The sequence below is a fragment of the Reticulibacter mediterranei genome (assembly GCF_016587455.1).
On the sequence record NZ_BNJK01000002.1, the window covers coordinates 2,650,416 to 2,673,448 of the forward strand.

The 23,033-nt window shown below is 53.6% G+C and carries 25 protein-coding genes and 3 pseudogenes; 14 read left to right on the forward strand and 14 right to left on the reverse strand.

Annotated elements, in window-relative coordinates; all coding sequences use genetic code 11:
• Window positions 1–54: 54 nt before the first annotated feature.
• From K3T83_RS50530 to K3T83_RS50550, 5 genes and pseudogenes are all read left to right on the forward strand, one after another.
• Window positions 55–1,226, forward strand: a pseudogene (locus tag K3T83_RS50530) (IS3 family transposase).
• 806 nt (window positions 1,227–2,032) lie between these two features.
• Window positions 2,033–3,325, forward strand: coding sequence for a WD40 repeat domain-containing protein (locus K3T83_RS50535; protein ID WP_220210709.1), 1,293 nt, complete (start codon window positions 2,033–2,035; stop codon window positions 3,323–3,325).
• A gap of 144 nt (window positions 3,326–3,469) precedes the next feature.
• Window positions 3,470–3,802 (forward strand): annotated as a pseudogene (locus tag K3T83_RS50540) (transposase); the annotation flags it as partial.
• 91 nt (window positions 3,803–3,893) lie between these two features.
• Entirely contained in the window at window positions 3,894–4,106 is a 213-nt protein-coding gene (locus K3T83_RS50545; protein ID WP_220210710.1) for a helix-turn-helix domain-containing protein, read from the forward strand.
• Window positions 4,107–4,122: 16 nt separating this feature from the next.
• Window positions 4,123–4,503 (forward strand): hypothetical protein, encoded by a 381-nt coding sequence (locus K3T83_RS50550; RefSeq protein WP_220210711.1) that lies wholly within the window; start codon window positions 4,123–4,125, stop codon window positions 4,501–4,503.
• Between the two features lie 8 nt (window positions 4,504–4,511).
• Here K3T83_RS50550 and K3T83_RS50555 read toward each other — a convergent pair whose 3' ends face one another.
• From K3T83_RS50555 to K3T83_RS50580, 6 genes are all read right to left on the reverse strand, one after another.
• Window positions 4,512–4,937 (reverse strand): tetratricopeptide repeat protein, encoded by a 426-nt coding sequence (locus K3T83_RS50555; RefSeq protein ID WP_220210712.1) that lies wholly within the window; start codon window positions 4,935–4,937, stop codon window positions 4,512–4,514.
• 159 nt (window positions 4,938–5,096) lie between these two features.
• Entirely contained in the window at window positions 5,097–5,276 is a 180-nt protein-coding gene (locus K3T83_RS50560) for a carboxymuconolactone decarboxylase family protein (protein ID WP_220210713.1), read from the reverse strand.
• Between the two features lie 239 nt (window positions 5,277–5,515).
• Window positions 5,516–6,022, reverse strand: a complete 507-nt coding sequence (locus tag K3T83_RS50565; protein ID WP_220210714.1) for a DUF2269 domain-containing protein — start codon at window positions 6,020–6,022, stop codon at window positions 5,516–5,518.
• A 181-nt stretch (window positions 6,023–6,203) separates the two neighbouring features.
• Window positions 6,204–6,839, reverse strand: coding sequence for a hypothetical protein (locus tag K3T83_RS50570; RefSeq protein WP_220210715.1), 636 nt, complete (start codon window positions 6,837–6,839; stop codon window positions 6,204–6,206).
• A gap of 125 nt (window positions 6,840–6,964) precedes the next feature.
• The gene (locus K3T83_RS50575) at window positions 6,965–7,909 is read right to left on the reverse strand and encodes a TIGR03621 family F420-dependent LLM class oxidoreductase (protein ID WP_220210716.1); all 945 of its coding nucleotides are present in this window, start codon (window positions 7,907–7,909) and stop codon (window positions 6,965–6,967) included.
• Window positions 7,910–8,031: 122 nt separating this feature from the next.
• The gene (locus K3T83_RS50580; protein WP_220210717.1) at window positions 8,032–8,706 is read right to left on the reverse strand and encodes a DUF998 domain-containing protein; all 675 of its coding nucleotides are present in this window, start codon (window positions 8,704–8,706) and stop codon (window positions 8,032–8,034) included.
• 214 nt (window positions 8,707–8,920) lie between these two features.
• On the opposite strand from K3T83_RS50580, the gene K3T83_RS50585 reads away from it, so the two are divergent.
• Window positions 8,921–9,502 (forward strand): TetR/AcrR family transcriptional regulator, encoded by a 582-nt coding sequence (locus K3T83_RS50585; protein WP_220210718.1) that lies wholly within the window; start codon window positions 8,921–8,923, stop codon window positions 9,500–9,502.
• A 291-nt stretch (window positions 9,503–9,793) separates the two neighbouring features.
• Complete coding sequence (locus tag K3T83_RS50590; RefSeq protein WP_220210719.1) at window positions 9,794–9,994, forward strand: hypothetical protein; 201 nt, start codon at window positions 9,794–9,796, stop codon at window positions 9,992–9,994.
• On the opposite strand, the gene K3T83_RS50595 is transcribed toward K3T83_RS50590, so the two are convergent.
• On the reverse strand, window positions 9,983–10,231 hold the full coding sequence (locus K3T83_RS50595; protein ID WP_220210720.1) for a hypothetical protein: 249 nt from the start codon (window positions 10,229–10,231) through the stop codon (window positions 9,983–9,985). The genes K3T83_RS50590 and K3T83_RS50595 overlap by 12 nt on opposite strands.
• A 134-nt stretch (window positions 10,232–10,365) precedes the next feature.
• Complete coding sequence (locus K3T83_RS50600) at window positions 10,366–10,734, reverse strand: hypothetical protein (RefSeq protein WP_220210721.1); 369 nt, start codon at window positions 10,732–10,734, stop codon at window positions 10,366–10,368.
• A gap of 139 nt (window positions 10,735–10,873) precedes the next feature.
• On the opposite strand from K3T83_RS50600, the gene K3T83_RS50605 reads away from it, so the two are divergent.
• The 6 genes from K3T83_RS50605 (at window position 10,874) to K3T83_RS50630 (ending at window position 15,994) form a co-directional block, all read left to right on the forward strand.
• Window positions 10,874–11,560, forward strand: a complete 687-nt coding sequence (locus tag K3T83_RS50605) for a helix-turn-helix domain-containing protein (RefSeq protein ID WP_220210722.1) — start codon at window positions 10,874–10,876, stop codon at window positions 11,558–11,560.
• 137 nt (window positions 11,561–11,697) lie between these two features.
• Complete coding sequence (locus K3T83_RS50610) at window positions 11,698–12,348, forward strand: dihydrofolate reductase family protein (RefSeq protein ID WP_220210723.1); 651 nt, start codon at window positions 11,698–11,700, stop codon at window positions 12,346–12,348.
• Between the two features lie 522 nt (window positions 12,349–12,870).
• The gene (locus K3T83_RS50615) at window positions 12,871–13,041 is read left to right on the forward strand and encodes a hypothetical protein (RefSeq protein ID WP_220210724.1); all 171 of its coding nucleotides are present in this window, start codon (window positions 12,871–12,873) and stop codon (window positions 13,039–13,041) included.
• Window positions 13,042–13,215: 174 nt separating this feature from the next.
• On the forward strand, window positions 13,216–13,458 hold the full coding sequence (locus K3T83_RS50620; RefSeq protein WP_220210725.1) for a hypothetical protein: 243 nt from the start codon (window positions 13,216–13,218) through the stop codon (window positions 13,456–13,458).
• A 113-nt stretch (window positions 13,459–13,571) separates the two neighbouring features.
• The gene (locus tag K3T83_RS50625) at window positions 13,572–14,318 is read left to right on the forward strand and encodes a hypothetical protein (RefSeq protein WP_236065269.1); all 747 of its coding nucleotides are present in this window, start codon (window positions 13,572–13,574) and stop codon (window positions 14,316–14,318) included.
• 731 nt (window positions 14,319–15,049) lie between these two features.
• On the forward strand, window positions 15,050–15,994 hold the full coding sequence (locus K3T83_RS50630; protein WP_220210726.1) for an LLM class F420-dependent oxidoreductase: 945 nt from the start codon (window positions 15,050–15,052) through the stop codon (window positions 15,992–15,994).
• Window positions 15,995–16,811: 817 nt separating this feature from the next.
• Here the strand turns inward: K3T83_RS50630 and K3T83_RS50635 are convergent.
• The 5 genes from K3T83_RS50635 to K3T83_RS50655 form a co-directional block, all read right to left on the reverse strand.
• The gene (locus K3T83_RS50635; RefSeq protein ID WP_220210727.1) at window positions 16,812–17,369 is read right to left on the reverse strand and encodes a hypothetical protein; all 558 of its coding nucleotides are present in this window, start codon (window positions 17,367–17,369) and stop codon (window positions 16,812–16,814) included.
• 48 nt (window positions 17,370–17,417) lie between these two features.
• On the reverse strand, window positions 17,418–18,164 hold the full coding sequence (locus K3T83_RS50640) for a hypothetical protein (protein ID WP_220210728.1): 747 nt from the start codon (window positions 18,162–18,164) through the stop codon (window positions 17,418–17,420).
• Window positions 18,165–18,947: 783 nt separating this feature from the next.
• Window positions 18,948–19,607, reverse strand: coding sequence for a class I SAM-dependent methyltransferase (locus K3T83_RS50645; RefSeq protein WP_220210729.1), 660 nt, complete (start codon window positions 19,605–19,607; stop codon window positions 18,948–18,950).
• A gap of 38 nt (window positions 19,608–19,645) precedes the next feature.
• Window positions 19,646–20,080 carry a hypothetical protein gene (locus tag K3T83_RS50650; protein WP_220210730.1) on the reverse strand — a complete coding sequence of 145 codons (435 nt, stop codon included), beginning with the start codon at window positions 20,078–20,080 and terminating at the stop codon, window positions 19,646–19,648.
• 39 nt (window positions 20,081–20,119) lie between these two features.
• Entirely contained in the window at window positions 20,120–20,971 is an 852-nt protein-coding gene (locus tag K3T83_RS50655) for a TetR family transcriptional regulator (protein ID WP_220210731.1), read from the reverse strand.
• A 136-nt stretch (window positions 20,972–21,107) separates the two neighbouring features.
• Between K3T83_RS50655 and K3T83_RS58375 the strand changes: the two are divergent.
• Window positions 21,108–21,311 (forward strand): annotated as a pseudogene (locus K3T83_RS58375) (ISL3 family transposase); the annotation flags it as partial.
• Between the two features lie 483 nt (window positions 21,312–21,794).
• Here K3T83_RS58375 and K3T83_RS50665 read toward each other — a convergent pair.
• The gene (locus K3T83_RS50665) at window positions 21,795–22,961 is read right to left on the reverse strand and encodes an FAD-dependent oxidoreductase (RefSeq protein WP_220210732.1); all 1,167 of its coding nucleotides are present in this window, start codon (window positions 22,959–22,961) and stop codon (window positions 21,795–21,797) included.
• Window positions 22,962–23,033 lie beyond the last annotated feature (72 nt).

Sequence of the window (23,033 nt, forward strand, 5' to 3'; positions counted from 1 at the left end):
GAAAGAGTCGGGAAATGTGGAATATACTAGACTCAATCAAACGAGGGAAGAAAGATGACCAAAGAACAAAAAGCCTACACGAAAGAGTTCAAAATCGAAGCTGTACGCTTGGCCGAGACCAGTGGCAAACCTATCACCGAGATCGCTCGTGATTTAGGGATAAGCGACAGCACCATTCATAACTGGCGTAAGCAGTTTTCCGAGCACGGCGAGCAGGCATTTCCAGGCAGCGGGCATCAAACACCCGAGGCCGAAGAACTGCGCCACCTCAAACGCGAACTGGAAGTCGTGAAACAAGAACGAGACATTTTAAAAAAAGCGCTTCATATATTTTCACGACAATAGCGGTGAAGTTTCAGTTTATCGAAGATCACCGGCAAGAATATGCGGTAAAGACGATGTGCCGAACACTTTCCGTCTCAGAATGTGGCTATTATGCTTGGCGCAAACGACCAAAGAGCGAGCGTGAGCAGAAGAACGAAGAACTCACGCAACACATTCAGCAAATTTTTGAGCACAATCGGCAGATCTATGGGAGTCCGCGCATTCATGTGGAACTGAACGATCTGGGGGTGAAATGTTCGCGTAAGCATGTGGCTCGTCTCATGAGAGCGGCAGGCATAAGTGCAGGACAGAAACGTCGCCGGGTTCGGACCACCGATAGCTCACATAAGAATCCAGTAGCGGACAATCGCTTGAATCGAGAGTTCAATGCTTTTGCCCCAAACACCAGATGGACAGGCGACATTACCGGCATTGAGACGGGGCAAGGCTGGCTCTATCTGGCGATCATCCTGGATCTGTATTCGCGGAAAGTGGTTGGATGGTCCATGTCCTTGCATCGTGATGAGGAGCTGGTCGAAAAAGCCTTGAAGATGGCACTGATCCAAAGATGCCCCAAATCAGGATTGATGCATCATACAGATCGAGGGAGTCAATATACTAGCCAAGCATATCAAGGTCTTTTAGCTAGTGCAGGAATCACCTGTAGTATGAGTCGAAAAGGCAACTGTTGGGATAACGCCCCTACGGAGAGTTTCTTTGGCACACTCAAACGAGAATGGACTCATCGACACCACTACCAAACTCAGACCCAAGCCAGGCAGTCCATTTTTGACGACATCGAAACGTTCTACAACCGCAAACGTCGGCATTCGGCACTCGGCTATCTCAGCCCTGTAGCCTATGAGCAGCTAAATAGAAAGGAGCTTGAAACAACTGTTTAAAACGTTGACGTAACGTATTTTTTCTGATAGAGTAAAAGTATCTTAAACGTTTAACGTAACGTTCTCTACGTTTTCTTCATCGAAAGCAAACTCATGAGACGTGGAACGCTCAGACGTTCTCCACACTCCTCGACTCTACGAAACGGGGTCAAGCTCACCCTCGCTCTCGGCTCAGTCTTCGCTCTTGCCTTCCTGCTCATCAATGGAGATCCCAAGTAGATTAGCCAACGCTTTTGTCGTCTCAATCACGTCATGAGCGATTTCGGGGCGTGTGAGATCATTTCTATGAAAGGCGGTCTCATAGCAACCCTCACAGAGTCCAATCAAATCGCTATTGAACTCACCTTCTATTTGCCTGAGAGATAGGCTCTTCTGGTAAAAGTGAATACACAGATACTACCAGAGGTAAGGAAAGAATTGATAGTTTTATACAGTAGTATCTATTGATAAAGTGACCCTAGCAGCTTGTCGGAGAGAAACAGGCGCCCGCCCGTGATATGAAGCTGCAGCATGTATGAAAGAGGTGAGCAGCGTTTGTGGCGAAAAACCTCTGGTTAACTTTGTTCTCGCAAGTAGACATTGGTTTGTATGAGGCTTGACAGAGATGCGCAGTATCGCCTGGAATGCACAGCCTTTGCCTAGCTAACAAAAATGGATCACGGTAACACATAGGTCATATGCCCCATGTACTCTGCAATCGTTGCGCTGTATACTTGCCTTCATCAGACGTCGTGCGGGTTGAGAAATGCGGCGACGTATGTTTCATGTGATACCTGAGAATATCTGAAGAAAGGGGACACAGGGTTATGTCGTCTCCCCATATCTTTTGTTCCTATTGCGGCTTTGCCAATGATCCGGGCATGGAGCACTGCCATCGATGTTCGCAACCACTCTTTGGGAAGATCTCCAACAACAGCGTTCCGCAGCTCTCAATACCGCGTTCGAGACTCTCACGCAGGACCATTCTTTGGGGAGTTGCCGCTGGAACGGCAGCGCTCTCAACAGGCGGATATCTGGTATATCGAAGGCTGACCGATCCCTCTCTCCTGACCTCCCATCTCTTGACCTATGCAGAGAATCAGGGAGGTATCGTCGGTGGTGTCCTAGACGTGGCCTGGTCGCCCGATGGGAGGCGCGTCGCCTCGGTTGCTGGGGTTGATGATGGGGCTGTTCAGATCTGGAATGCCACAACAGGAGAGAAGCTCTCGACCTGTAAACTGGAGCAACCTGTACCAGGAGGACTTCCAACACTGAGCGTGATGGGGCCAGCAGATGGCAAGCGTGTGGTGTGGTCTGCGGATGGGAAGTACATTCTGGCTTTTGTCGGACCGTTGGAGAAGCCGATAGTGCAGGTATGGAATGCGGCAAACGGGCAACGTGTGCGCAGCTTCCCAGTGACGCAATTGCTCACTTTGCCAGCAAATGGGGATGGAGGCGACCAACTCAGAGTGACTGCCTGGGCGCTCAATGCACGCTATCTAGCAGTGGCAAAACAGTTCGTTCTATCGGGGAAACCTTTTGTAGAGGTCTGGGATATAGCTGCTGGCAGCAAAATTTCTACATTAGATCCAACTTCCCCAGATCCTGGGGCGTCCTCTCGCCAATGCCACCGGATAACATGGGCACCTGATGAAAAAAACGTGGTTCTGGGCTGCTCTACAGAGAAAGGGGAGGACTTCGAAATCTGGGATGTGACATCCGGCAAGAGCATATCTGCTTTCAAGAAGGGGGATACTACAACCATGACGGCCTGGTCGCCGGATGGGAAATTTTTGGCGGCGGGAACAGTGGCCTATGATGTGGAGACGGGTCACAAGGTGACAACGTACTCTGTGGAATGGACACCGTTCTCGCTCGCCTGGTCGCCAGATGGGAAACGGGTGGCGGTGGCTTCCTATCGAGGAGAGCGTTATTGGGTGCCTACGTATGGTTACCTTTCGGTGTTTGATGCCTCCAGCGGTAAGCAGTTGGCTCAGTACGATCAAGGGCGGGTTGATATAGCCGTTTCGGGAATGGGCCTGATAGCTTGGTCGCCGAATGGGAAGTATCTTTTGGTGTTAAACGGACATATAGATCTCTGGAGGATGGAACAGAGGTGAGTTTCACCATCTCGCGCAAGTATGGTTTTATGCTCTTTTTGTGAGCTGGGTAAGGAGTGAAGGAGGATATTGCACATCTCTGTCAAACCTCACAAGAGCCGATGTCAAGCAGATATCTCTGTCTGTGATGGTATACTAGGAAGTATGAGTAGAACTTTCAAAACGGTGGACTACGATCAGGTGCTCGATTTGACCGTGCGCTTGGGTGGCTGTCTGCCGCCCGACCATCTCGCCCGCTTCGTGGTGGACAGCGTAGCTCAACTGGATCTCTCGGCGCTGTACGTCCAGTATGGGTCACGTGGTGGAGAGCCGTATGCTCCCGAAGTGTTGTTGGGCTTGCTGCTGTATGGGTATGCCACCGGAGTGTTCAGTTCGCGCAAGATTGAGCGTGCTACCTATGAGGCGGTGCCCTTTCGCTTCATTGCAGGCAACCGGCATCCTGACCACGATACGCTGGCAACCTTTCGGCGCACCTTTTGACGGATAGATCCTTCATTGCTATAGTAGCTACTATCAAGAGGAAAATATCGATATTTCTCACTATATCTGTCAAGAGAGGAAATAATGCATGAATACTGATCTCTTAACTGTTTCAGAGGTAGCTCGTCTCCTGCGTGTTGACGATACGACGGTGCGCCGCTGGGTGAAGCAAGGGGCACTTGAGGCGGTGGTGCTTCCCCATGTGAACGCTCGCCAAGCCTATCGCATCAAACGGGCCACCCTGGATCGGGTGCTTGGACAGCCACCCCTCGCACAAATGGCTCCGTCAGCGCAAGGATGAAGCTCATACCCACCCTATGAGCCGGACTTTCTCCCAGACCGATTTCCTCCAGACCAATCTTTCGGCTTGGGAGCAAGTCGGTTACGGAATTGCAAAAGGGGTGTTTGATAGGAGGGGAGGTATCACTTCCTCCTGTGTCTGCTGGCATGAAGAACCTCTGGCTCACTCAGCCTTTCTCATCATTTTCATCTTCTTCCTGCTCATCCTCTTGAATGGGAACAAGTATCCAGAAGTCGTTCTCATCAGTGTTACAGCTTGTGATCGTGATTCGCAGGAGAACGCCCTCCACTTTCTCTGGGTCATAATGGCCCTTTTCCCTCTCCATCTCGCATTGAAGAGAGATCAGACCGCCTGGAAATTGGTCTGGTTTCCAGGCGGAGAGCGGAAAGCTGGTTGAAACAACCTTTATTCCGACGATCCTTCGTTCCCACCGTGACCTTCTTGCTCCTCTTGCACAAGCAACGAAAGGAGAGCATCCATATCCCCGTTCGTATGGAGGTGCGATAAGAGTGTCAGGTAGTTCATGATGATCTGCTGTGTTTGAGGATGTTCCACGCCCAAAGAGGCTTGAGAAAGCAGAACGGCGCGTTGGAAGAGAGGTTCGGCCTCTGGGTCGCGTCCCTGGTTCGCGTAGAGGTACGCCAGATTGTTGAGGCTGGTAGCCGTATGCGTGACGGCTTCCACCACGGCGCTCTTGGTCCCAAATTTCTTGGTAAGAAGCGCCTTGACGCCCTGATAGGCATCGCCCACAACTGTTTTGGCGGTATCGGTGAGGCCACCAGCCGCGCCAACGGTCAACGCGGCAACGATGGCGGTCGTAATTGGGTCCATACGGGGTCGCTACGTTTTTCCCTCTCCAAATTACTCTAAGAAGGAAGAAATAGAAATTCGTCTCAGACTTTTTCCTCTAAAAAAGGGGTCAGCGCATCAAAACCTGAATTCTGTACGCTAAGGCTGGGATGCGCTGACCCCAAGCAGAGCAATCAACTCCTAGAGATGCTCAGTACGATCTGTGAAAACCTTTCTCGCAAGGCCGATTCCATTGAGCGCAGCAGGGAATCCTGCATATACCGCCATCTGTTGAATCGTTTCCACGACTTCCTCCGCCGTCGCACCGATATTGAGAGCCGCGTTGATATGGACCGCTCGTTGGGGCTGGGCCGTGTCCAAGCGGTACACATGGCAATGGTGGCAAGTTCTTTGATCTTCTCATCGAGCCCGGCACGGCGGAAGATTGCTAGCCCCGCTGCGATGTTTCACATCCGATGGATTGACTCCCGCCACGTGCATCCGCACATGCACCTCATCTGGTCCGAGGTGAGAAACCTCCATAGACTGCATACATGGCCTGTTTTCTTTTCAAAACATGTCCCGGAAGCTGGAACTTCCGGGTATGCGCGCTCGCTTACTCATAGAAACGTGGCAGGGCTACTTTTCTCCGACAGAGTGCTAGCCGACACGTTGTTCGGCGCCCGTTGGTCCGCCGCCTCCTGTCGTGAAGTATGTCTTCTCCGAGAGATGAGCAGGCTTGAGAGTAACCCGAGCACCAGAGCAACAGCCATCACAATGAGAGAGCCTCCCAGGTCTGACTTGGTCGTCATCAGGAAGACAATCCCAAGCAGCAGAACCGCCGTGGTTTGCGATGTCGCCCAGAGGACGGGGTTGTGGATGTGCTGAGAGAGCGCCAGAGAAATCTTCCCCTCTGGCGCTGAACGCTCCAGTTGCTTGATGAGGTCTCTTCTCCGTGGCCCGATGAGCGTAGCATTGGTTGTGAGGATCAGGATCAAGCTGATCAGCGCGACGAGAATCCAGCTCGTCAGCAAGCTCCAGGCCGACAGGGCCAGGTAGAGTCCTGCAATGAGCAGTACAAGTCCGCTACCATCGCCGAACGGGCCTGACAGGTCATTCACATGCATGAGGGCACGCACTTCTGCAACGCGCTATGCTCGCCGCAGACCCACCAGAATGAACAGCCAGCTACCAATGCTCAGAAAGTAGCCGATGGCTCCGATGATATGCACAAACAGGACGATGGTAGAGATACTCATCATCTTTCTCCTTTTTGTCTATACAGGCTGTACAAGCCGTGCCTGTTTTTCACACCTCAGGCCCGAACGGCATTGGTGGAAGCTCAGGCTGGCTCGTGGGCTGTCGAGACGACCACACCCCAAAACCGAGCCAGGCCAACCCGATGAGGAACAGCACTGAGCCAGTCGTGCCAACCACTGGTGGCAGGAAGGGAGCAGCTAAGCTGAGTACTACCCCAACGATGAGTGGGAGACCTGCCCAGCGCGCCACCGTCTTAGCACGCAGCATCGTGACGCCGAGCAACACGCTACCCACTAATCCCAGTAGACCTCCGATAAGAAAAAAGATCACTAATCCTTGTGGGGGCGACCCTTTCAGGAGGGAAGGGGCCGCCGATGCGAGGAACGGCAGAATGAAGGCTTCGACGGTATCACCGACTACTCCCTGGATAAGGATGTAGACAAGTGTGAACAGGAAACCGATCAGCCCTAAGAGACCTGCTTGTTGGGCTCGTCTGCTATACACCCCAGGCAACCCTACGACGATCAACATGTCGCCAATGATGCGAAGCAGAGCCGCTGTGGCGGCGATAGGGCTGCTAGGATCTTCACCAGTGAAGAGGACGGGAACGGCAGCAAGGGCAGCGAACAGGCCCCCTATGAGTAAGCTGATCCCACTCAAGCGATACAGTGTTGTTGATGACATGGTTTATTTCTTCTCTCCTTGTGTGATATCGTTTTTCTCTTGCTCACTTTGTTTGTTCTCCGCTCTTGGTCATGGCGCGAGTGAAATGCTCTCTTGATCATTCCTTTTTCACTCGTCGCCTGCGTTTACTTGCCCGAGAGCCGTGCGACAACGGGAGCAAAGGTTTCCAGGTCCTGTTCTAAGACACCGATGTAAGAAATGCCAAAGCGCTCACGGTTGGACAGCACCTGTTCGCAGATCTGATCCACCGAGCCAACCAGGGTATAAATGCCCTGGGGGGACTGCTGCTCTCCGGTGGTCCGAGACCGAAAGGTCGCCGCGATCCGTGGATCGAGTTGCTGTTCTCTCTCCGTCTTGACCCCTCCGATCACAAAGTTGCCAATCTCAATCTGGGCGAAGCGGTCTCCTGCCGCCTCGCGAATCCAGGCAATTTGCTGTGTTGTCGCATCCGCCGTCGCCTCGGCCATGTCAAGGCTATTGCCGTCTGGTGCTACAGGAGGATTGAGGGTAATGATGTCAGCGTAGCGGCCAGCAATCGACAACATCCGTTTCCCTCCACCAGAGAGCAGCAGAGGGGGATGGGGATGGTGGAAGGGTTTGGGAAAGATCTCAAATCCGTTCAGCGAGTAGTAGCAACCGGCAAAGGTCATCGGCCCATCAGAGAAGAGACCTGTGAGCACTTGAACGGCTTCCTCCAGTCTGCCCACACGTTGACTTGCGGGATCGAAAGGAATGCCTGTCATCTGGGACTCTCTGGCGATCCATCCTGCGCCCAGTCCAAGCTCGAAGCGTCCTTCGGAGAGCAGATCAAGCGTAGCCACCTCTTTGGCAAGCAAAGCAAGATGCCGGTAATTGATGTCGAGGACCAGCGTTCCCAGACGCAGCGTTCGGCTGGCCTCTGCTGCTGCCATGAGTGCTAGGATGGGAGAGAACTGGTTTCCCAGGTGGTCTGGCACCTGCAGGACGGAGTAACCAAGATCCTCGACTTTGTGGACTTTGGCGATCCATTCGTTCCTGGAGGCGGCTCCAAACAAGGTAACCCCAAAACGAAAGGGATGAGGTGTACTCATACTATCTTTCTCTTTCTTCTATAGTTAAAGTTTTCGGTACTCAATGTGCCAGAAAAAGCGAATAAAACATGATCTATCATCTGCCAAGCTACGTATGCCTGCTCCTTGGGCTGTTCCACCGCTCAAGCTATCGAGACCTTTTTGCTCATAAGGCGGATCGCTAGCAGGGCGACCCAACACCCGCTAACAATGATGCCAATGCGTGCAATGAGTTCTACTGGACCCCCGTCCAACAATTTGAAGGTGAGGACGAAGACGATATCAGAGGCGACGACCAACAGACCTGTGGCAACCGAATACCAGGCCCAGCCGCGCGATGCCTGATCGGCGGCATCGCGCCGTGCCAGCACGAAGCAAGCAGCAGCCAGCGAGATGAACTGAAGCTGGCCAAGGAGATTATGAAGGATTCCGGGAATGGTTGCCGTGCTCGACGCTCCGGGCGGGTATCCCAGCACCGGGTCGGTCACGAAGATCCCAATCCCGATGAAGGTGAGGCCAAAGAGGCCGAGCAGGATGTGTCCCCAGGTAGAACCACGTCCGGTGTGCAGGACACGCCTGAGCCCGATGGCAAAAGCGAGCAGGAGCACTCCAGTGACGATGTAGTTGGTGATTTGTATCCACCCGCCAGGCCCTAGTTCGAGCGAGCTATCGGGGATTTGCCAGGCATTGTAGCCAGGACGTGTGGCCCCAAGGATGAGAAGAACAATAATGTTGAGCAGCGGACCAATGGCACCGCCAGCCAGGAGCAGTTTGCTCGCCACCTTCTGCTCTCCAGCGCTTTGTGCTGAGGTTTCCATGTGTTTTTCCCTTTGTCGTAAGATCATATGACCATTCTCTGAAAATAGTCATACCTACTCTATTCAAATTCTTAGGAATACTATGTTCGCTACCGAATATGGTATTCTGAGGAGAGTGTACAAAGGAATGTTCTCCCCGCCAAGTACAAAGCAGGGAAACCGTTCTCTATCGAACAATTGACCCTGATTGTTCGCCAAAGAAGGAGGGACAGAAGTGAAACAGCAGAAAGCAGATCGTCGTTCCCAACGCACCTATCGACTGGTGAACGCTGCCTTTGCGGAACTTGTGGTAGAAAAACCCTACGATGAGATTCTGGTGCAGGATATTTTGGATCGGGCAGGAATTGGTCGTACCACCTTCTATGCCCATTATTTCGATAAAGAGGATGTTCTCAACACTATCGTAGAGCAGGAGCTAGAGCTGCTTACTCGCCAGATCGCCCATGCAGCAGCAAGACAACGGGTCGTGCCCAGTCTGGAACTGTTTGAGCATGCGTACCACTCTGAGAATCAGCAGTTTCGGGCGCTGATGCGAAGCCGTGCAAGCGAGTTCTTGTGGGAAGCCTTGCAGGCGGCCCTCTGCCGAGCGATTGAACCGGCCCTCTGCGCCTTCTGTACAGAGAGACGTTCTCCGCCGATCCCTCTACCAGTAGTCTCCCAGTACCTGGCCGGGGCCTTTCTCACCTTGCTCAAATGGTGGGTCGAGGCATCTCAGCCCTACCCACCAGAACAGATGGAAACCATCTTCCAGCAACTGGCGCTACCCGGAGTGTGGGCAATGCTCAAAGAAAAGTGAGCAGCAAACTGAGAGGAGAATGAGAGTCATGGGGTCCCGACATAAATTCCCGATAGATTCCGCTAAGGACAGGCAAGCAGTGAGTTGGTTCTGAATTTTTCCGCTAAGCCTGGGTTTCTGGTGCTTTCCTGCTTCCCTTTACATAGCGGAAAAATGTTGAGCGTGAAATTTCGAGCAGGGAACAGATATCAGCGACGGAATGCTTTGGAGTCCTGGTAGAGTTGCTGGGCCAGGGCAACTTTCCCATCAGAGGCCCTCCTAGTCCCTCTTCTGTCAAGTTGGGAGCAGAGCATGGAAGAGGTTCATAATACCAGTAAGCTGAGTAAATCCAATACGCAGGCTAGAGAGGTCGAACAGCAACATCCAGGGCCAGAGCAAACAGCCAAAGATGAAGGGCTGGAGGATGAGCTGCAAATTGTTGAGGCCGTTCTTCCAGCCGTGCCCCGTGTTCCACTAGGATGTTCGGGGGGCCGATCGACCTCAGGAGCCTGAGGAGCAGCAGGAACAGTGTCCTGCTCGCTGGTCTGCAAAGCAGAGCGACTTCCAACTGACGAGCGTGTAGGCACAGAAGACCAGTTCCCACCAGCGCTCGATCGAGGCGTAGTCTGTCACGCGGTAGTCCGCCCAGCCGAGTTCGTTCTTACTCTGTTTGAACCCGTATTCGATCCACGTGCGAAACCCGTAGGTGTTGCCGACCGTGTGATGGATCTTGCCCTCCAGATTGGTCATGATGAACCAGGTGCCATCCTTGGGCAAGGTGCACGGGTCAACGGTGGGAAGACTAAAAGCGCACGGAGCCGCGCCAGCCGAAGACAATCTCACGAATGGAGCGGGTTTCCTTCTCGCCATTGGAAAACACGCGGTCAAAGGGCCGCCAGGACAACTGGCGGATGCGACTGCCTGCAGGTAGCCAGGCTCCATGGTTGGAGCGGATGGCCAGCACGTATTTGAGGTGCCGTTTCTCCAACGCGCTGATGAACGTGTAGCTTTCCCCATAGACGCGAGTCCGCCAGGACCACGTCAAACTGGAAGTCCCGTTGTTCGAGCTCCTCAAGGATCTCCACGGCCAACTCCGGTTTGGTCTTGTAGGTGTCCTCAGGCAAGAGCCGTGTGTGCGGCTTGTAGACTTTGAAGAGCAACGGGAAGGTGATCTGATCCAGCACTCCATAGGCATTCACCGAAACAATCCCATTGGCCAGCTTCCCAATGTTCCCGATGTATTGGGGCGCCACGTAATCCGTCGATTTTGAGAATCTTCTTCACCACTTTGTCCACAGAGCATGTTGTACCCTTGAGCAAGATAGAAGAAGTTTTTTTGTCAGCCTGTGGTAACCTGTTTGTGCTCACGCCTGGTCCATTGGAGGCAAAAATATGAGTTCTTTCTTTGAGGGAAGAGGGTCGGACTCCCCGTATATAGAAGCGGTCTGGCATGGCCAGGCCGGCAGCGATTATGCTCCTGTTTGCCCGGCTTCTAGCCATTGGCATTTGCTCTTTCTTAAACAGCATGGAAGCGTCAACGTCACGGTGGTGGGACCATTGACCAGGGCGATTCCTGTCGCCCAGGCCGAGGGGACCTCCTGGTTCGGCATCACGTTTCCGCTTGGTACCTTTTTGCCTGCTGCGCCCGTAAGAGATCTCCTGGATGAGCAGGCCATTTTGTCTTTTGCCGCGAATGCATCCTTCAGCCTTGTAGGCTCCCGTTTTCAATTTCCTGACTACGACAATGCCGAGACGTTTGTCGACTGGCTGGTACGCAAGCGTTTGCTGGTGTCAGATCCGGTCGTGAAGGCGGTCTTAGCTGGTCATCCCCAGGAGATATCGTTGCGCACAGTAAGGCGCCGTTTCCTGTTTGCAAGCGGGTTAACGTTCAAGATGATTTCGCAGATCGAGCGGGCGAAGCAGGCAGCAACGCTTCTAGAGCAGGGTGTTTCACTTTTTGATGCAGCATATCAGGCGGGCTATGCCGATCAGCCACATATGACCAGAGCGCTCAAGCACTTCATCGGATACACACCTGCTCATATTGCTCGTCTCGGCAGCAAAGGGGAGTTGGGTTAGCTGTCCATTTTGTTCAAGACAGAGCCTTTTGATGAGCTGTATACTCCTACCAGTGACCATTGTTCGCGCATTTCAAGCCTCTTTCGAGGGAAGACTTGCGCAAAAATGATCAATCAAAAACAGAGGAGAATTGAGCTATGCAAACAGGCAAAGTGTTTTTCGACATGGTGATGTCTCTGGACGGCTTCATCGCTCCAGAAGGGATGGAACTGGCCCATATCCATGATCCGGAATACAAGCAGTGGTCGAAAAAATGGATGGGACTCATGCATTGGGTGTTTCAGCAGAAATTCTTTCGTGAGAATCTCAAAATTGGTGAAGGTGGCGAGACAGGTCAAGATAGCAGCATGCAGGAAAAAACCTTTCAACGTACCAGCGTGAGCATCATGGGAAAGAATATGTTCAGTGCTGGCGAGCCACTCTGGCCCGAAGAGGCCCCTTTCCATACCCCCGTCTTTGTCTTGACCAACCAGGTGCGCCAACCATGGGTGCGCCCCGGTGGCACGACCTTCTACTTTGTCAATGACGGTACAGAGAGTGCGCTTCGTCAAGCGCGAGAGGTTGCTGGCAACGGAGATATCAGAATAGCGGGAGGAGCCAACACAGTCCAGCAATACTTCAATACAGGGTTGATTGACGAGTTCACGATCCACTATGTGCCGGTCCTTTTTGGCCAGGGCACCCCGCTCTTTGCGAACATGAACCCCGATATCAAGGTGAAGATCAGGGAAACTGTCCCGTCTTCTCAAAACGTTCTTCATGTCACGTACGATGTCGAGAAGGAGTAACAGGTAGAACCATGTCGCGATAACGTGTCGTTGGTTGTCACGGCGTTTGTCGGTGGTCTAAACCGGCCTGTGGAGCGAGCCGATGGGCATTTGTCACGGTTGTCGTTGGTTTTGAGACTATTTTTGAGAGCGTGCCTGGACGAATGCGAGGAGAGGATAGCCCGGCAGACAGAAGAAAAAGAAAAGAAGAATCTTTGAAAATCAACGACAACCGTGACAAATGGCCTTGAAGTGGCGCTACAGGCTGACCTAGGCCACCGACAAACGCCGTGACACATGCAGGAAAGCAACGAGCTGGTGCATCGCCGAAGTTCCCTCCTAGCTCGTTACCCCCTCCTGGGTCTCACTTTTCCAACGGTTTTGACACTCAGCAGTTTCTTGAGAGAAAGAAACTGCTGAGTGTTGGACAGGAGAATTCAAAGAAAAGACGTGTTAAGGGTGTGAAGCAATGCTGCTTTCTGCATGAGCTAACTCACACTGGATTGGCACGGAGCGTACCTTGTCACTCCTGATGGGATGACGGTGACGAGCCGTGTGCATGCGGCGGTGCTCATCTGTGTCAAAACGCCAGCGATCCTTGGCGCGATTCTGGCCCTGGGGCCACTCAAGGAAGAAGACTATCTGCGCCTGGTGAAGGTCTGTACGGAGAGGAAAGATCACCTGGTTGGCATCAATGGCTGTGAGCATTCCTGACCGTGTTACGGCAAACCTGCGATTATCTTTCATGATCGAGGGAAGATCTTCACCTCTGAACGTGCGCGACAAGTGCTGGTGGATCGCTTGGGAATTATCACCGAGCAAGCCCCCCGTACGCGCCATCTGCAAAAGGAACGGTCGAATCACTTTTTCGGTGGATGACGGAACGTTTTGAAAAGAGACTTCCCAACTCATCACCTCTTGTGGGAACAGGCTGTGGCGGCATCCGGGGTCCCCCTGTATCTCGGTTCACCCGATGATTTGAAGTTGTTGCTCATGAAGGCCCAAAATCGCAAGACCCCGCATTATGGCTATCGTGTGCAAAACGGCAACAGATTATCGTTTCAGGGCGCTGGTACGTATGTCCTGGACTCCTCGTCGATGATGCACACGATCTCTCGCTCGAACACCTGATGTTGCTCAAGGAAGTGACGGACCAGGGGAAGTTACAGTACGATCATCCGCTTGGGTTGTGCCTGGTGGCCACAGGGCGTGGGGACACGATTCCCTTGAAGGAAACGTTCGATTTGCCTGACTCAACATGGCTGCAATTCCGACGACGCTTTGACAAATTGCAACCCTTTTGTCGCATCGCTTCTCACACCTCCAATGAAGTGCGTGCCATTCTGGCAACCCTGGAGCAGGTATACCAGCCCATCTTTCCACAGCTCAACATGCGCCAATGGACGAGCAGCATCTATGGCTGGCTCACCAATCCAGTCCTGGACCCGACCCACTCAGGCCGTGTCACGATGGACAATCTCATGAAGTTGGTCGTGACGGTTCTGGAATGGTCGTATCTGGCCGGAGAAATGGAGGTAAAGGCCGAGCGGTTCAAGTCCGCCGCAGAACTGCTGGTCCTGCGCCATGATACACTCAAGCTCATTGATGGAGCAGGCCCCGAGGCTCTCTCCCAGGATCAGAACCAGCGAGATGTGTCGGGCGTGAATGGAAAAGAACCTGAACAGCAAGCTGCCTCGGAAAACGCCGCGCCGAACACAGTGGAAACGGTGGAAACAGCGAAAGAACAGGAAGAAACGAGCAAAACAGCCAACTGCACGTTCTCTGGAGTGGTTCGTATCGATCCCCAACGATTTACCAACAGTGGCATCAATCTGGTGGAATGTCCTGGCTGTGGAAGAATGCGTTCGCTTACCCCGGTCAAGGGCATCCTCCGGTTCAAAGCGCACACCCCACGCAAGCAGCAGACCCGGTTGACAGCGAAGCGCTGGTCAACCACAGGAAAAACCGACTGGGAGGTGGTTGAAGGATAAACGAGGAACGGCAAGGATCGATTCTCTCGAAATCGCTCATCGTTTGCAACGAACCCCGAACTTTTGCCCCGCACGATCCGGGGAAGATGGTATGTTTTTCATACTCTCCCCATCACGATGCTCATACTCGCTATTTACCAGCAGGGCTTTCCAGTTCTCCGCTCAAAGGGGTGCAGGGGTCTCCCTGCCGGGGTCTGGGGTGTCCCCAGTTTCCTTCCCTCCTTCGCGCGCCGCCGCAGGCGGCGCGCAAAAGAGAAGAAAAAAGGTTTTTGCGGGGACACCCCGCACCCCGGCAAAGGGCTGCCGCCCTCTGCACTCCCGCTAGATGGGAGAATTGGAAAGCCCTGATTTACCAGAAACGACGCTTGACATCCCGATGCGCCCTGTGATAAAGTGAGCATATCTTTTCAAGAAGCAAACAGCCGCATAACACAGCAACTTTATCGATGGAGCAAGGGGGAAGCGTTGACACCTCCTCCAACCAATGTTCATGGTCAGCGTTCTTGCTTATCGTGCGAGGGTATTCGTGCTGCATGCATGAGGCGCACGGCGAGGAAAGAGAGTAGCAATAGAAGCTCTACCATTCGCCATCCTCTGTGAATACAGCTCGTAAAAAGTGTGCAGCGTCTCTACCGCGCGAAAAAGCTCCAACTTGTTTGAAAAGATTCATGCTACTCCTCCATCTGGGAAGGCGTAGGATCGAATTTTTTTGAAAAGGTAGGAACCCAAACATGAAGTATGGCATTTTGCTGCCCCAGGGTCTGGCCATGGATCTGACCAGCATCAAAGATCCCGTTGAAGCCTATGAAGCAATGACCCGCATCGCTCAGACCGCCGATGAATCAGGTTATCATTCCGTCTGGCTCTCTGATCACTTTCATACCACCCCTCAGCCATCACAGGAAGCCACCTTTGAGTGCTGGACCGCCACGGCTGCCCTGGCCCGCGATACCAAACGCGTGCGCATCGGCCAGACAATGACCTGTAACGGCTATCGCAATCCTGCCCTGCTGGCGAAAATGGCCAGCACCGTCGATGTGCTCTCGCATGGACGTTTGACCTTGGGGATCGCGGCTGGGTGGAATGAGCAGGAGTATCGTGCCTATGGGTATGCGTATCCCGATGTCCCCGAGCGTCTCCGCAGGTTGCGTGAAGCTGTCCAAGTGATTCTGGCGATGTGGACGCAAGAAGAGGCCGAATTTCTCGGCCAATACTACCAGATTCGCGGAGCGATCAATCAGCCAAAGGGCGTACAGAAACCCCACATCCCACTGCTGATCGGTGGCAGCGGCGAGAAAGTTACGCTCAAGCTGGTCGCGCAGTACGGCGATGTCTGTGACCTCGCTGGCGATCCTGCCACATTAAAGCGCAAGTTTGCTATTCTCAAAGAGCACTGTGAGACGGTGGGGCGCGATTATCATGCCATCCATCGGATGGCCAGAACCGTTGGTCTTCTCGCTGATAGCGATGAGGAAGCTGTAGCCAAAACACCCGAATTTGTCAAAGCCCACTTTGGTGATGACCTGGCCTATGGACTGATCGGCAGCCCGGACACCATTCGTCAACGCTTGGCTGACTACGAAGCTGCTGGTGTGCAAGAATTGAGGATCATCTTCCTGGATGTTCCCCAGTTGAACTCAATCCGCCGCTTTGCCAGCGAATTCATCGCATCATAAAGGGGTGCCCCACAGCTTTTTGCAAAGAGAGCCTCATATGAAGATTGCCATTCAGCAGGAAAAAAGAGGGAATTCGCTAGCAAGAGAGGGTGTCTGGCAGATGGATATCATCCCGGTAGTTGTGTAGGGAAAGTTCGTAAAGAAACAAGCAAAGCAGAAAGTGTATAATGCTTTTGTACACATCACACGCTTAGAATTTCCCATCAAAGAGGAGCAAGATGACTCGTTTTAGAGAAGCTGGAAAGGACCCAATAACCCGTAGACTATGCGAGATAGCGGAGCCCTTTGCTATTGATCTTCTGCATGATAAGTATAGCAAACAGGAATATAGTCCTTGTAGCAATGTCCTATTAGAAAGTCGTAGCGCTGACTATAGGGGTAACTATGAGGAGGCCTTTCGATTATATGTCCAGGAGGCCTGCAAGCAGGGATATAGTTATTGTAGCAATGACCGATTCGTAGCTGGTTTTGTTATTGCATCCAGAGAAACTGAAAAGGGCCCAACATTCCGTACATTGTGTGACATAGCGGAGCCCTTTGCTCTTGGTTTTATGTATGGGGGAAAATATAGCGAGGAGGAGGCCTTTCACTTGTATGCCCAGGAGGTCTGCAAACTGAGAGATATTCATTGTAGCAATAACCAGTTCCTACTAGCTTTTACTGAGACATGTAGCGTGAATAGATAGGGAGTGGCTTAGCGCCCAAAGCCGAGGCCATCTCAAATATTGTGGAAATGATATGCCGATTGCTACAAAAGTGAGATGTATGTAGCTGACTATGATAGATTAGCTCATAAAGCTGTACGATAGGCAATCTCTTACTCATACTGTCGCTCACGATAGGCGCGTTGGCGACAGGCATTAGAATAATACCGTCTGGCTCGGCCTCCAATTAACTGTGTCAAGGGCGTTCCGCAAACGCAAGTTTCGCTGCTCATCTCGCCTGATTTGTGACGCGAATATTTTCCCCGATTCCGTGCAGTATGCTGCTTGCGCCGACTGGAAAGACGACAAGAACCGGATTTCACTACAGACACAGCAGCAGGAGCGGCGGCCTCTGATGGCGATTGGGAAGGAGCAGGCGGTTGGGGAGTGGGGGCATCACTAACAGCGAGGAAAGCTTGTGCCTGTTGCTCTGACCGGGTCTTCCGACGAAGTGCTTGAAGCTTTCGATAGTGACCCAGCGCCTTTTGCCGCATCTCCTGCCAACGGTCATTGCAGACAGCATTGCGTAAGGCGAGCATGGGATTGACATAGTTGCCTTGCCAATGCATCCCTGGTCCTTTGAGGCGAGCTTCGACGATGTTTTTGTTGGCACTCTCCACCATACCGGAACCAATCGGCCAGCCGTCTCGTCGGAACCGAGGGTACTGCATCAATGCCTCTCGTTTCTGTAGGTAGTCCAAGCGTTCATGAAGCCCTTTTTATTGAGCCTGATCGCTCCCTAAACGATCAGCCATGTGCAGGAGAGGTCGAGGTCCTCTATGTTTGAGAAGATGCAAACAGCGAGAGAGCATGTGAGGAGGAAAATGCATACCCGCTTGTTCTAGAGCTTCCAGCAATTTGGTCGCGTGTTCTGCTGCATGGGGAAAATCCAAAATACGCAGCGCATCAGGTCGATGCCTGTTCGTAAACAATTGCCGCCAGTCTGCCCCATCCATCACGGCGCACACCTGCTTTGCCTCTTTCACTTTGCGTCGTTGCATCTCCACTGCTGCTAGATTGGTAAAGGTTGAGGCATCCGCCAGCCGTGAAAAATACGAGAGTTTGCCAACATGGATCTCCCTTGCTCCTTGGGCATTGAGCTTCTCTTGTGGCGAGCCTATGGCGACGGTGCGGGTTCCTACCCATTGTTTGTGGACCAGAGAAATCATTGCGCCATCGGCGCTAAAGACGCAACGCTCCAGCAGTTGCGCGTTTTCTGGTTCAGGTGCAGCATCAACTTCACCTTCTGCTATTTGCGCGGCTTCCACCCAGATTCCAGCCTGCTCGGTGAGTCGGCGTACCGTTTCCTCGTGGGTCTGCACCGAGACCATCTCTTGCATCATCTGAGCGACTTTGTCAAAGGGCATGAAGCAGGCCAGGTGCACCAGATGTTCGTGTTGACGTGGAGCAAGATTGCTTGGCAGTAACCCCAACTCCTCATCCAGGGGGAAAAAGACCTTCTCCACATTTGGGGCATGTCCCGTAAGTCCTGCTGAGGGTCACATTTTCTCCGCCATTGCCTTGTAAGGTGTGCTTGTGTTTGCCTCGTGCCTGCAAGGGCGCTGCGCATTTAGGACATAACACGGCTTCCTGCTCTGACCCTCTTCCCCATTCTCGGCTCGGACTCTGCTCGACTGCACCTTCTATCAGTCTAGCTTCCAATTGCATCAGTCGCTTGTGAATCTCATCTTCTATCTGCATATAGGCGGCTCTGGGATTGGCTCGCCGCCACTCTTTGATCTCCGTCAGGATCTCTAGACTCATTTGCTACAAGGCTTGTTCATCCATCGGTTTGTTGCCGGCTCTCTCCTCTTCAAGATGAATGTATTTTACCACTTACCTTTTACCTGAACATTTCATTTGCAAAACCGTGAGGGGCACCCGTGGCTGATGATTGCAGGTGGAAAGCGAAAGCCTTTAGAAGCAGGAGCAAGAGTGTTTGTTTTCATGCAGCTACTCTAGCATATGGTTCAGCTCTGCTCCCAAGTTGACAATGCCGATGCCAGGGAACGGATGAAAATTCTTCACACATCTTTTCTAACAAAAAATGTACTATTATCGTGGGATACTCGAAAATGTGGAAATAGTGTCGAACATTGAGCGCAAATTTTTTTGACCCGAATGTTCGACACTAGGTTGGTCTCCGCTCAATTTGCGTCGAACATTCGGGTCAATTACCAACAGGGGTTTTCACCACCTGGCCTCACGTGCGTTCCTCCTCGGTCATATACACGACCGGACCGCTTTGTTCACTCAGACTGAAGAGGACGGATCGTGCTCATTATCAGCACGGGCTGGAGTCCCCCTTGTACCTCTCGCGCCTTTGTGAGGAGGAAGCCAGCGGAAAGCACGGCCTGCCGGGTATCGCGGTTCCAATGGCAATTGCCAGCCACCCGTGTCGTCAGTGGCACCAGCACATCCTGAACCCATGCCGCTCTTTTTCCTTGCGCGCGGACATGTTCGATCAGCAAGAGTGTTCCTCCAGGCTTGAGCACGCGCCAGATCTCGTGCAGGCCCTGCTCGGGATCACCGACCGAGCAGAACACCAGGGTTGCTACCACGCTGTCGAAGTGCGCATCGGGGAAGGGGAGCGCCTCGACCGTTGCCTTGGTGAGTGTGATGGGAACGGGAGCCTCTGGAAGTCTCCGACGGGCAACCACCAGCATTGCTTCGTCTGGCTCGGTGGCCTCCACGCGTTCCACACGGTCGGCATCGTAAAAGGGGAAGTTCTGACCTCCGCCGGCTCCGACTTCGAGCACGCTTCCCTGTGCTTGGCCGACGATTTCTCGTCGCAAGGGATCTACCCACCGTGTGAGCCGAGGGCGAGTGGTCATCCAGGTATAAAACGCGGCAAAACGTGGATAGGAGATGTCCTGCAAGACCTCACGATGGTTCACATCCTTGTTCATTCTGTTGCTCCTTCTTCAGATTTCACCTAACAGGTCGTCTAACTATGCACATGATGTGATGGCCTGGGCGAGCGCGAAGTTTCAGTTCGCGCCTTGCTCCCTTTGCTGGTCATGTGGGGCCAGTCACCATACACTTGCAGCAGTTCGAGTTGGTCATCACGTGTGAGGTATATCACCAGAGCCGTCGCCGTGACTGTGCCCTCATTGATCCTCGATGCACACACCCGATCCTGCGGTCCCACCTCTGTGTACAACCTCACTTCCAGCAGGATGTGGACCCCCAAGCGTGTGGAGGAAGACCGAAATGGCCCACATCCCTCTGGAGCGCTCATCCAGTCATTAAGCACACAATGGACGATGCGCTCCTGCAAGCGAGTCTCGACGATCTGGCGGGGTGCAGCCAGATCGGTAGATGGGTGTTGGCGTGTACTGATAAGAAGTACTCTCCTCTCCGCTATGTAGTGAACGCCCACAGCGTCCACAGTACTTGTGTTGTTCGACGCTCCTTGTTCTCAGACGGGTCCTCCTGGGAGATCTGTTGGCGAGACGGAACGTTCTGGCGCTCCCTGCTCCACAAGACCTCCGGTGTCCCTGGAAGGCGCCAGCCCCTGCCAGAGCAGAGCCGCGATGGCGGGGGTGAGGGTAGCCAGATGGAACTCCTCGTCCTCTAGTAGCGACAATTGCAGCAGCCCCTGCAACAAAGCGTTGAACAGGACTGCCACCGCCATCGGATCGATCTCGCGAGTCAGGCGCTGCTCCTGCTGAAGTTGGCGCACGAAGGCACACACCATCTGGCGGCAGTCGCGCAGCATGGCGCGTAAGTGATTGCGCACCTGCTGGTCGCGGCTCGAAGCCAGAAACTCGGTCAGGAGTCTGGGCCACACCACATCCTTTTGTGCTGGGAGTAGTTCAAGCAGCAGCGCGCTGAGCCAAGTCACCGGATCTGGCGCGCTGCTGGCCCGCTCGAAGGCCTGTGGCAAGAGCGCCGCCTGTTCCTGGCAGTAGGCTTGCAGCAAGGCAAGGAACAGATCGCTCTTGCTGGCAAAATGCCAGTAAATGGCTCCCTTGGTCAGTCCCGCTGCGGCTGCCACCTCATCGAGCGTGGCCCCGACATAGCCCTGCTCAGCAAAGATCTGGTGGGCAGCGGCCAGAATGCGACTGTGGGTGTTCTGCTCGGACGTGGCCGACTCGCCGCGTTCCTCCGCCAGCAGCTCCTTCAGACGAGCTGTGTTTCCGATGTAGCGTCGTACAGTAGGCCAACTGACCCCAGCGGCGCGGGCGACCTGGGCCAAGCTCAACTGATCAAGGGGGTATTCAGTCGCTAAGCGCTGAGCTGCGCTGAGAATCTGCTCGCGGACGGTCATCTCTCTCTCCTTCAAAACATACTGACAAGTATCTAATTTAGATACTTGTCAGTATGGAGTATACTTACTCAGCGCTTCCCTGTCAAGGCCGGTGTACTCGCGGCTCTTCCTGGTTTTTGGTGAACCATTGAAAAAGATGGATCAATCTGCTACGCTCCTGCATTCTCTGTTTGCAGGAGAGAGCAGAACATGCCGACCAGAACGCAGCGTCGAATCAGTGGTAGCCTGGCTCGAAGTGCATCCAGAAATAGAGATCGTTAGCCGGGATCGGGACAGTACCTACGTGGACGGAGCGACCCAAAGCGCTCCTCTCGCGACTCAAGTGTGTGACCGGTGGCACCTGCTGAAAAATTGGAGAGAGGCTGTCGAAACCTTCCTCATCCGCACCCATGTCCGTCCGCCTGACAAGGCAAGCAGCAGAGTACCACAAGCACAGTGTGAAACACCGAGCGTCACACCCACCCAGGAACGTTCTTTTACCACGTACTCTGCTCCTCCCGCACAACAGGGGAAAACCCAAGCTCGTCTCCTCCGCAAATGGAAGCTCTATCAGCCCATCCAGGAGCTACACGTAGGCTCATCCCGCCTGCGCAAGATTGGCGAAGAACTGAGGGTAGCTCGCAATACCGTACGCAAGTATTTTCGACAGCCGCCAGAGCCGCCTCTGCCTCCTCTCCGACCTCTGCGAGCAAGTAAGTTAGATCCGGGATTTGCCTACAGGAGGAACAGAAAGTTGGAAGAGAAAAACAGTCCAACTTTCTGTTCCTCCTGTAGGCAAATCCCCATTATGCATGTTCGCCGGACATCACTTCACGAAAGAAGGCTAGTGTACGAGCGGGAGAAAACGCTCCATGCCCTCCTCGGCCACTCTGCCAGCAATCGCTGCGCGGGCGAACATCGTTGCTTCATAGCGGCGCACGGCCTCCTCAAGCGTGCTGCATTCGCCGATGGCGGTGGCAAGATCGACTGCATCGAGCATAGCGAGATTGACTCCTTCCCCCGACGGTGGCGTCAGATGGGCGGCATCACCCAGCAGCGTTGCTCCTGCATGGAACTGCCAGCGATGACCGATGGGAAGCGAATAGAGCGGCCTGACCGCGAAGAGGTCATTCGATTCCTGGATCAATGCCAGCAAGCTCTGGTCCCAATCAGAGAAGTAATTGAGTAGCCAGGCACGCGCCTTCTGGGGATTACTGGCATCAAAGCCGTTCGTGGTTTCCCACTTTTCGGGAATGCGCATGGCTGCATAGACCCTGATATGAGCATGGGCATTGCGCTGAGCGACCAGTCTTTTGTTGTTCTCTGGCAGAACACCCATGCTTCCATGCCCGACCAGCCGCGCTAGCGTAGGATGGAGCTGATCCACATCATCCAGGCCGAATTCGATGAACGTGACTCCTGCGTAGGTGGGCGTGGCGTTGGAGAGCAGAGGACGGACACGCGACCAGGCTCCATCCGCGCCGACGACCAGATCGAAGTGTTCGGTCTGGCCATGCTCAAAGACCAGTTCATGGCTGCCATCATGAGCCTGACGAACGGAGCGCAGAGGGTGGCCCCAACGCACCACGCCTGGAGCCAGCGAGTCCAGCAACATCGCTCGTAGCTCGGCTCGATCCACTTCGGGACGCTCTCCCCTCACCATCGCTCGTAGCTCGGCTTGATCCACTTCGGGATGGTCTCCCAGCACCTCGACCTCATTCTCCTGTTCACTTGTATAAAGCACCTGCCCCTCTTTGGAGAGGACGTGCATCCCCTGGTCCTCATAGCGGGCAATGGGAGCAAATTGCGCATCTAACCCGGCCAGATGGACGGCCAGGAGGCCAGACCCCGTATGCAAATCCAGCGTTCCTCCCTGTGGTCTCTCGTTGGGGTGGTTTTCCTTTTCAAAGACCGTTGTGGGGATCGTGTGCATTTGCAGCAGGCGTGCGAGCGTGAGGCCGCCAGGCCCCGCGCCGATAATGGCAATCCGTGGAAGCGTATTCGTTGTCATTGTGATCGGTTTCTCCCTAAACATGTCAGTAGCTCATTCAGTCAGCAGAGTGTCTCTGCTGAAACTGGGATG

Excerpts from the sequence above, each read along its gene's own strand:
- K3T83_RS50645 (WP_220210729.1), bottom strand. The coding sequence starts at position 19,607 with ATGAACAAGGATGTGAACCATCGTGAGGTCTTGCAGGACATCTCCTAT.
- K3T83_RS50665 (WP_220210732.1), bottom strand. The coding sequence starts at position 22,961 with ATGACAACGAATACGCTTCCACGGATTGCCATTATCGGCGCGGGGCCT.
- K3T83_RS50535 (WP_220210709.1), top strand. The coding sequence starts at position 2,033 with ATGTCGTCTCCCCATATCTTTTGTTCCTATTGCGGCTTTGCCAATGAT.
- K3T83_RS50545 (WP_220210710.1), top strand. The coding sequence starts at position 3,894 with ATGAATACTGATCTCTTAACTGTTTCAGAGGTAGCTCGTCTCCTGCGT.
- K3T83_RS50550 (WP_220210711.1), top strand. The coding sequence starts at position 4,123 with ATGAGCCGGACTTTCTCCCAGACCGATTTCCTCCAGACCAATCTTTCG.
- K3T83_RS50565 (WP_220210714.1), bottom strand. The coding sequence starts at position 6,022 with ATGCATGTGAATGACCTGTCAGGCCCGTTCGGCGATGGTAGCGGACTT.
- K3T83_RS50655 (WP_220210731.1), bottom strand. The coding sequence starts at position 20,971 with ATGACCGTCCGCGAGCAGATTCTCAGCGCAGCTCAGCGCTTAGCGACT.
- K3T83_RS50590 (WP_220210719.1), top strand. The coding sequence starts at position 9,794 with ATGGAAGAGGTTCATAATACCAGTAAGCTGAGTAAATCCAATACGCAG.
- K3T83_RS50555 (WP_220210712.1), bottom strand. The coding sequence starts at position 4,937 with ATGGACCCAATTACGACCGCCATCGTTGCCGCGTTGACCGTTGGCGCG.
- K3T83_RS50605 (WP_220210722.1), top strand. The coding sequence starts at position 10,874 with ATGAGTTCTTTCTTTGAGGGAAGAGGGTCGGACTCCCCGTATATAGAA.
- K3T83_RS50610 (WP_220210723.1), top strand. The coding sequence starts at position 11,698 with ATGCAAACAGGCAAAGTGTTTTTCGACATGGTGATGTCTCTGGACGGC.
- K3T83_RS50630 (WP_220210726.1), top strand. The coding sequence starts at position 15,050 with ATGAAGTATGGCATTTTGCTGCCCCAGGGTCTGGCCATGGATCTGACC.
- K3T83_RS50575 (WP_220210716.1), bottom strand. The coding sequence starts at position 7,909 with ATGAGTACACCTCATCCCTTTCGTTTTGGGGTTACCTTGTTTGGAGCC.
- K3T83_RS50635 (WP_220210727.1), bottom strand. The coding sequence starts at position 17,369 with ATGCAGTACCCTCGGTTCCGACGAGACGGCTGGCCGATTGGTTCCGGT.
- K3T83_RS50595 (WP_220210720.1), bottom strand. The coding sequence starts at position 10,231 with ATGACCAATCTGGAGGGCAAGATCCATCACACGGTCGGCAACACCTAC.
- K3T83_RS50580 (WP_220210717.1), bottom strand. The coding sequence starts at position 8,706 with ATGGAAACCTCAGCACAAAGCGCTGGAGAGCAGAAGGTGGCGAGCAAA.
- K3T83_RS50570 (WP_220210715.1), bottom strand. The coding sequence starts at position 6,839 with ATGTCATCAACAACACTGTATCGCTTGAGTGGGATCAGCTTACTCATA.